The following is a 7,405-nucleotide window of genomic DNA, read 5'->3' on the forward strand; positions in this document are numbered from 1 at the left end:
CGCGAGGTGCTCCGGCTCGTTGCCGAAGGCCATGTCACAGGGGACATCGCCCGCCATCTTTCGATCAGCGGGCGGACGGTCTGCGCCCACATGAAGAACATCTGCCACAAGCTGCAGGTGCGCACGCGTGCGCATGCGGTGATCGCGGCCGCCAACCAGGGGCTGCTGTAGCCGCGTGCGTCAGTGCGCCATCAGGACAGGAAGGTTGGCCTGCATGAGCACACTGCGTGTCACACCGCCCAGCATGCGTTCGTGCACGCGGGCATGGCCGTAGCCGCCCATCACGAGCAGTTCGCTCCCGAGCGCCTCGGCGCGGTCCAGCAGGGCATCGGCGAAACGCAGCGACGTCACCAGGTGCTCGGCATTGGCCTGGACGCCGTGCCGCAGCAGCCAGCCGCTCATTTCAGAGGGGTCTGGCGCATGCGCCGAGTCCGCGTCGCCGTTCCGCAAGAGGGAAAGCAGCGTGACGTGGGCCGCCTTGCGCAGCAGCGGCATCGCACCGCGCAGCGAGATCGACGCCTCCCTGCTCCCGTCCCATGCCACGAGGATCCTGCCCAGGGCTCCCGCAATGCGGCCCGTACGCGGAACGATGAGAACGGGCCGGCCCGCATTCAGCATGACTTCCTCGGGCAGCCGGCGCACCGCATCGCCCACGGCTGCGACCTCGTCCGCCTGCCCCACGACGATCAGGTCGCTGGCCCGCCCAAGATGGACGACGGCCTGCGCGGGCTCGCCATTCACCAGCCGAGCGTCGCAAGACAGCGGGGTCGGGCCCGCGAGCCGGCTGTGAAACACGTGCGCGACGGTTTCCGCCCGCCTGCGCAGGTACAGGGAGGCCTCGACAAGCACATTGGCCGTCTCTTCCGTGCAAGCAGGCGGCGGCACCGGGTCGCACGCGGCTGGCAGGCCGGTCGGCACGATGCCCATGAGGTGGCTGCGATGCAGCCTGGCGATCCGCGCCGCCAGACGGGTTCGGACCTCGCACCGCTCGGTGTGGTCGAGGTGCACGGAGATGGTCGAGAACGTCACGCTTTCCCCCGCGTTGTGGCCGCCTTGCGACCGGCTTGCAGCCGGCGTGCGGAGGGTGCCGCGGCCAACGCCCCGTGCAGGGTGCGCAGGGCGTCGTTCACCACGGCCCGCCGGGATGGTGTGGCCTCGATGGCTACCGGTGGCGTGTGGGAAACACCGTCCGTGTCCGAGCGCCGGAACGCATGCATCGGCGCCATAGCCAACGCCCGCCAGTCCTCGGCCCGCATGACGGCATCCGTCTCGGCGCGGGTCAGTGCGATGCCGTCCTGCAGGATGCGCGATCCGATCGTCTCGAACATTTCAAGCGAGTGCAGCCAGATGCCGTACTGCGCCTTGCACAGCGCCAGCGGAAAAGTGAAGTCGGAGTTCATGTGTGTCCTCTTGCCGGGGGGCGTTCACACGAATGCTGACGCCGCACCGCCCTGCCAGGCTTGCGCGGGATCAAGGCAACACAAAGCCACGCCTCCTGTATCGGTTGTTACCGGCTTGAGCGACATCAACCCTGCGCATGCTCGCATGCCCATACTGGAACGTCCGTCACCCAGAAAGCAGCTCGACATGGCCTTCTCCCCTGCACCGGCAATTCCGGACGACGACTTCGCGCTGCTCGATGCCTGGTGGCGCGCCGCCAACTACCTCTCGGCGGGCCAGATCTACCTGATGGACAACCCCCTGCTGCGCGAGAAGCTCGTGCTCTCGCACATCAAGCCGCGCCTGCTGGGGCATTGGGGAACGACGCCGGGCCTGAACTTCATCTATGCACACATGAACCGCGCCATCAATGCGCGGGACCTCGATGCCATCTTCATCGCGGGCCCGGGCCACGGCGGGCCGGGCGTGGTCGCCAACACTTACCTCGAAGGGACCTACAGCGAGGTGTATCCCGCCATCGGGCAGGACGCCGAGGGCCTGCAGCGCCTGTTCACTCAGTTCTCGTTCCCGGGCGGCATTCCGAGCCACGTCGCGCCCGAGACGCCGGGCTCCATCCACGAGGGTGGCGAGTTGGGCTATTCGCTGCTGCACGCCTACGGCGCGGTGTTCGACAACCCTTCGCTGCTGGCCTGCTGCGTGATCGGCGACGGCGAGGCCGAGACCGGTGCGCTGGCGGCGAGCTGGCACTCCAACAAGTTCCTGAACCCGCAACGCGACGGAGCGGTACTGCCGATCCTGCATCTGAACGGCTACAAGATCGCTGGCCCCACCGTGCTGGCGCGCATCGGCGAGGAAGAACTGACGCAGTTGCTGCGTGGCTACGGGCACGAACCGTACTTCGTCGTGGGCGACGAGCCGGCCGAGATGCACAGGCAGATGGCGGCCGTGCTCGATACAGCGCTGGACAGCATTCGCGCCATCCAGGCCAACGCCCGCAAGGACGGTTTTCACACGAGGCCGCGCTGGCCCATGATCGTGCTGCGATCTCCCAAGGGCTGGACCGGACCGCGCCAGGTGGACGGCCTGCAGGTCGAAGGTACCTTCCGCGCGCACCAGGTGCCGCTTACCGACTTTGCAGCCAAGCCCGGCCACGTCGAACTGCTCGAACAGTGGCTGCGCAGCTACCGGCCCGAGGAGCTGTTCGATGCGCGCGGCGCGCTGCGCGCCGAAATCGCGGCCCTCGCGCCCGTGGGCCTTCGCCGCATGAGTGCCAATCCGCACGCCAACGGCGGACTGATGCTGAAGGATCTGGCGATGCCGCCCTTCCGCGCACACGCCGTGCCGGTGGCGGCACCGGGCGCGGTCGACGCCGAGGCAACGCGCGTCGCGAGCAATTTCCTGCGCGAAGTCATGCGCGCCAATGCGCGAGAGCGCAACTTCAGGGTGATGGGGCCGGACGAAACCGCGTCGAACCGGCTCGGCGCCCTGTTCGATGTAACCGAACGCACGACGACCGCCCAGATATGGCCGGGCGACGACCACCTCTCGCCCGATGGCCGCGTGATGGAAGTGCTGAGCGAACACCTTTGCCAAGGCTGGCTCGAAGGCTACCTGTTGACCGGGCGGCACGGCTTCTTCTCGTGCTACGAGGCCTTCATCCACATCATCGACTCGATGTTCAACCAGCATGCCAAGTGGCTCAAGGTGGCGCGCGGCATCGGCTGGCGGCGGCCCGTAGCGTCGCTGAACTATCTGCTCACGAGCCATGTTTGGCGCCAGGACCACAACGGTTTCAGCCACCAGGACCCGGGCTTTCTCGATCACGTGGTCAACAAGAAGGCCGAGGTGGTGCGCGTGTACCTGCCGCCGGACGCCAACACTCTGCTCTCGGTGACTGACCATTGCCTGCGCAGCCGCGACTACGTGAATGTCATCGTGGCCGGCAAGCAGCCCGCGCCGCAGTGGCTGGACATCGATGCCGCGGTGCGCCACTGCGCCACGGGCCTGGGCATCTGGGAATGGGCGAGCAACGACGAAGGCGGCACGCCCGACGTGGTCATGGCCTGCGCCGGCGACGTGCCCACGCTGGAGACGATGGCAGCCGTCGACCTGCTGCGCGAAAAGGTGCCGGAGCTGAAGGTCCGGGTGGTGAACGTGGTCGACCTGATGGCGCTGCAGTCGCCTGCCGCGCACCCGCACGGCCTTTCCGATGCCGACTTCAACGCCATCTTCACCACCGACAGGCCGGTGATCTTCGCGTTCCACGGCTACCCGGCGCTGATTCACCGGCTGATCTACAAGCGGCGCAACCACCCCGGCTTCCACGTCCACGGCTATTGCGAGGAAGGCACCACCACCACGCCATTCGACATGACGGTGCTCAACCGGCTGGACCGCTTTCATCTGGCCGCCGATGCCATCGCACGTGTGCCGCGCCTGTGCGACAGCACGGGGCATGTGCAGCAGCATCTGCGCGACAGGCTGCTGGAGCACCGGGCCTACATCACCCGCCACGGCCGGGACATGCCGGAGATCGAGAACTGGCGCTGGACGCGGTAGCCAGCGCCCGCCCTACCACTGATAGCCCGCCTGCACCCGTCCCCCGACCTGCGTGCCGGAGCCCGTGGCGACGGACAGGCCGCCGCCGATCTGCCAGTGCTCGTCGAACTGGTACGCGAAACCCACGCCCAGAGCGCTCTGGCCCGCGTAGCTCGCCGCCGCTGCGCCGACCCAGCGGCGGCCGGCCTGCAACATTGGCACCGAGGGCATGGCCATGGCCTGCGCGACGCCGCGCGCGGCGAACTCGCGCACCGCCTGCACCTGGGCACCGAGCTGTGCGCTCGTGCGCTCCAGTTGAGAGAGGTTGACCGCGTCCGTAGGCAGGGTGCCCGGGGCCACGTTGACGATCTGGCGCGGCGCGGCCGCGTTGCCCACGCTCACCGTGGAGGGCCGGTCGGCCACCGAGCCCTGCCCGAGTGCCACCGACTCGGGCGCCAGTGCCTGCGCATTCGCGCCCAACGCCACCGCATTGGTCCCGCTGGCCAGCGACGCTGCGCCGATGGCGATAGTGGGGTCGGCCAGTGCCCGCGCGCCGTCGCCGATCGCCAGGGAGCCCCCATGAAGCGCCTGCGCGTTGCGGCCGATGGCCTGCGCCCCGTCGCCCTGTGCCGAGGCGCCGATGCCCACCGCCACGGCGCCCATGCCGCTGGCGCTCGCAGCCGCCTGCCCCGCTACCGAGCAGCGCAGCGCGCCACCGTCCACAGTGCACACGCCCAACTGGCCGTTCACCACCGCCTGCAGCTGCACCGACTGGGCCTGGATCTGCGTCGTGTGCGACTGCAGCTGCTGGGTCATGTCGATCACCTGCGCGCCCTGCGTGGTCGCAAGGGTCAGGGCCTGCTCGGCAGTGGTGCGCACTCCGTAGAGCTGGGCGCCGTTGACCGCGTCGGAGGAAGTGGCACTGACCTCGCCTGCGACAACGCCGCCGATGCGCCCTGCATTGACGATGCCCGCGCCACGGTTGTCGATGCCGCCCTGGGTGACCAGCCGGCCGCCCACCACCGCGTCCCCGCCGACGGACAGCGTGCCGGCACTGACCTGACCGCTGGCCTCGACGCCTGCGACGTTGGTCAGCGTGCGCCGGCTGCCCGAGGTGCCGAACGACACCACGTCACTGCGGCCGCCGTCGCTGCTCTGGGCACCGATGGCCACCGAGTTCTGGCCGCTGGCTTCGCTGAACGCCCCAAGGGCCATGGAACTCAGGCCGCTGGCCAATGCGCTGCGGCCCATCGCCAGCGCCCCGTCGGCATTGGCGAAGCTGGCATAGCCCATCGCCATGGCGCCGTAGCCGGACGCGCGCGCCGCCGAACCCAGCACCGTGCTGCCGTAGCCGCTGGCGTCGCTGTCGGCGCCGACAGCGACGCTGCGCTCGTCACGGGCCTTGCTGTTGGCGCCCCAGGCGCTGGCGCGCGCGCCGCTCGCCTGGCTGTCGTTGCCCACCGCGACTGAACGATCCCCGCTGGCCGCGCTGTCCGCGCCGATCGACACCGCCTCCACAGCCGACGCCGCGCTGCGGTAGCCAAGGGCGACCGATGACTCGCCACTGGCCTTGGCGGCATTACCCACCGCCAGTGCCGAGCCGGCGCTGGCCTCGGTGAAGGAACCGATCGCGGTGGCCGAGTTCGCACTCGCGTTGCTGCGCAGGCCGATCGCGGTCGCGCCGTTGCCCGCCGCCTGGGCATGGATGCCATAGGCCGAGGCAGAGCCGCCGCTGGCCGTGGCCGAGCGCCCGATCGCGGTGTTTCCCGTCGTCAGGTCGATGCCCGCCTGGGACTCGGCACCGCCGGCGATGTTGCTCTGGCAGTCGGCCTGCACCACGTCGCGGGCGGTGCTGAAGCCGGAATAGGCGTTGTCGTCGCGACTGCTGTAGAGCGTGCCGCCCGGACACAGGTTGGGGTTGAGCACCTGCGCCTGCGCGACCGGCGACGCGCAAAGGCTCAGGGCGTACAACATCGGCGCGACAGGCAGCAGCCGCGGTGATGGATGACGTTTCATGATGTGTTCTCCTCGCTCGTGCGACTCTCATGGCCGCCACGGCGATGCTGCCGGCGCGACGCACCCGGCCCGTACCACGCTTTGTGGTAGCCTGCGGCGCCCCTCGCCGGCCTGCCCGGCCCTTGAGTGCAGCCCGCGTGCCATGCCCCCTCGGACATCACCTTTCGGTTCCGCCGCTTTCTCCTCCTCCGGGGGCGAGCCGCTGTCGCTGCTGCGCCTGGCCCGCACCACCGGCAGCGAACGTTTCCAGCATGAGCTGCTGCGACGCCTGCTGGACGAATTCCGCGCCGACCACGGCGCCATCAACACCTGGCATCCGCGCAGCTTCGTCTCGTCGGTGGGCATCGGCTACGACCTGGCCGCGATGAGCGAGCAATGGAACCGGATCAACGGGGCGGATCTGGACTTCATCACCTTTGCCATGCGCGCGCAGCCCGAGCAGGCCGCATTCGCCAACGACGACGATCCGCGCTGGAAGCAGACCCCTCCGGCATGGCGCGAATTCCTGTCGCGCCACGGCATCGTCCACCAGATGGGCGTGGCAATCCCCTTCGAGGGCAGCGACACCTTCGTGCACCTCTACCTCAACCGCGGCCCCGGATCGCCCGCGCACACCGAGCGAGACGCACGCGTGCTGACAGCACTCACGCCGCAGATCCGTGAGTCCCTGCTGGTCAACCGGCTGTACGCGCATGCCCGCCAGGGCCTGGACGAGGAAGCGCAGCCACTGGCCCTCACCGACTCGCAAGGCTGGGTACTGTTTGCCAACCGCGCCTTCTGCGCGGCCTGGCCCGCGCTCGCGGACCTGGCGGGCGCGACCTCGCCGCGCCTGCCCGAGGACTGGCTGTCAGGTCGGCGCGGGGCACTGCGGCGGCTCGAGGCCGCCGGCTGGTCGATCGATGTGGCCCGCGACGAAAGCGGACTGCGCGTCGCCTTGCGCCGCCGCCTCGCGGGCGGCGGAGCCTGCATCCTCACACCCCGACAGGCCGAGATCGCGCGGCTGTATTGCGCGGGTCATTCCAGCAAGGATGTCGGACTGCGGCTCGGCCTGTCGCCTGCCACGGTACGGGTGCACCTGCGCAACGCCTACGACCGTGCGGGCGTAGGCAGCCGCGCGGCGCTGCGGGCATGGCTGGGCATCTGAGGCCGCCGGCTCCGAACCTCGCGCAATCCCGAAAGACCCGGCGGATTCACGCCGCAGATACGGCCTGAGCTCCCCTTCCCTGGGGATGTCGCAGCGCGACATGCGTGCTACGCTCCCCCCGATCCAGGATGTTTACAACATTCCTGCTTTATTTCCTTGCCCACGCATGAAACCTGCCTTCCACATCGCGGTGCTCGACGATGAGGTTGATATCACGCTGCTGCTGGCCAACTACCTGCAGGGCCACGGTTTCCGTGTCACCCAGGTCCACAACGGCCGGGCCCTCATGGCGCTGATGGACACCGA

General features: G+C 69.2%; 6 protein-coding genes. 3 read left to right on the forward strand and 3 right to left on the reverse strand.

The features are described 5' to 3' along the window. Positions 1-6 precede the first annotated feature (6 nt). Entirely contained in the window at positions 7-171 is a 165-nt protein-coding gene (locus tag BLV60_RS33590; RefSeq protein ID WP_093060100.1) for a helix-turn-helix domain-containing protein, read from the forward strand. A 9-nt stretch (positions 172-180) separates the two neighbouring features. On the opposite strand, the gene BLV60_RS33595 is transcribed toward BLV60_RS33590, so the two are convergent. Beyond that, positions 181-1,029, reverse strand: coding sequence for a universal stress protein (locus tag BLV60_RS33595; protein ID WP_093060092.1), 849 nt, complete (start codon positions 1,027-1,029; stop codon positions 181-183). Continuing rightward, positions 1,026-1,400 carry a hypothetical protein gene (locus BLV60_RS33600; RefSeq protein ID WP_093060094.1) on the reverse strand — a complete coding sequence of 125 codons (375 nt, stop codon included), beginning with the start codon at positions 1,398-1,400 and terminating at the stop codon, positions 1,026-1,028. The genes BLV60_RS33595 and BLV60_RS33600 overlap by 4 nt, the downstream gene beginning before the upstream one ends. A gap of 187 nt (positions 1,401-1,587) precedes the next feature. On the opposite strand from BLV60_RS33600, the gene BLV60_RS33605 reads away from it, so the two are divergent. Continuing rightward, positions 1,588-3,960: a phosphoketolase family protein gene (locus tag BLV60_RS33605; protein ID WP_093060102.1), complete on the forward strand. Its 2,373-nt coding sequence runs from the start codon at positions 1,588-1,590 to the stop codon at positions 3,958-3,960. 12 nt (positions 3,961-3,972) lie between these two features. Here BLV60_RS33605 and BLV60_RS33610 read toward each other — a convergent pair whose 3' ends face one another. Next, positions 3,973-5,955 carry a YadA family autotransporter adhesin gene (locus BLV60_RS33610; RefSeq protein WP_093060096.1) on the reverse strand — a complete coding sequence of 661 codons (1,983 nt, stop codon included), beginning with the start codon at positions 5,953-5,955 and terminating at the stop codon, positions 3,973-3,975. Positions 5,956-6,097: 142 nt separating this feature from the next. Between BLV60_RS33610 and BLV60_RS33615 the strand changes: the two genes are divergently transcribed. Beyond that, on the forward strand, positions 6,098-7,099 hold the full coding sequence (locus tag BLV60_RS33615; protein WP_176929087.1) for a helix-turn-helix transcriptional regulator: 1,002 nt from the start codon (positions 6,098-6,100) through the stop codon (positions 7,097-7,099). Positions 7,100-7,405: the final 306 nt, after the last annotated feature.

The organism is Variovorax sp. YR634 (assembly GCF_900106655.1).
In the GTDB taxonomy this organism is placed as follows: domain Bacteria; phylum Pseudomonadota; class Gammaproteobacteria; order Burkholderiales; family Burkholderiaceae_C; genus Variovorax.

What these genes read in the sequence shown, in the direction of transcription:
- BLV60_RS33600 (WP_093060094.1), bottom strand. Translation starts at nt 1,400, where the DNA reads ATGAACTCCGACTTCACTTTTCCGCTGGCGCTGTGCAAGGCGCAGTAC.
- BLV60_RS33605 (WP_093060102.1), top strand. Translation starts at nt 1,588, where the DNA reads ATGGCCTTCTCCCCTGCACCGGCAATTCCGGACGACGACTTCGCGCTG.
- BLV60_RS33610 (WP_093060096.1), bottom strand. Translation starts at nt 5,955, where the DNA reads ATGAAACGTCATCCATCACCGCGGCTGCTGCCTGTCGCGCCGATGTTG.
- BLV60_RS33615 (WP_176929087.1), top strand. Translation starts at nt 6,098, where the DNA reads ATGCCCCCTCGGACATCACCTTTCGGTTCCGCCGCTTTCTCCTCCTCC.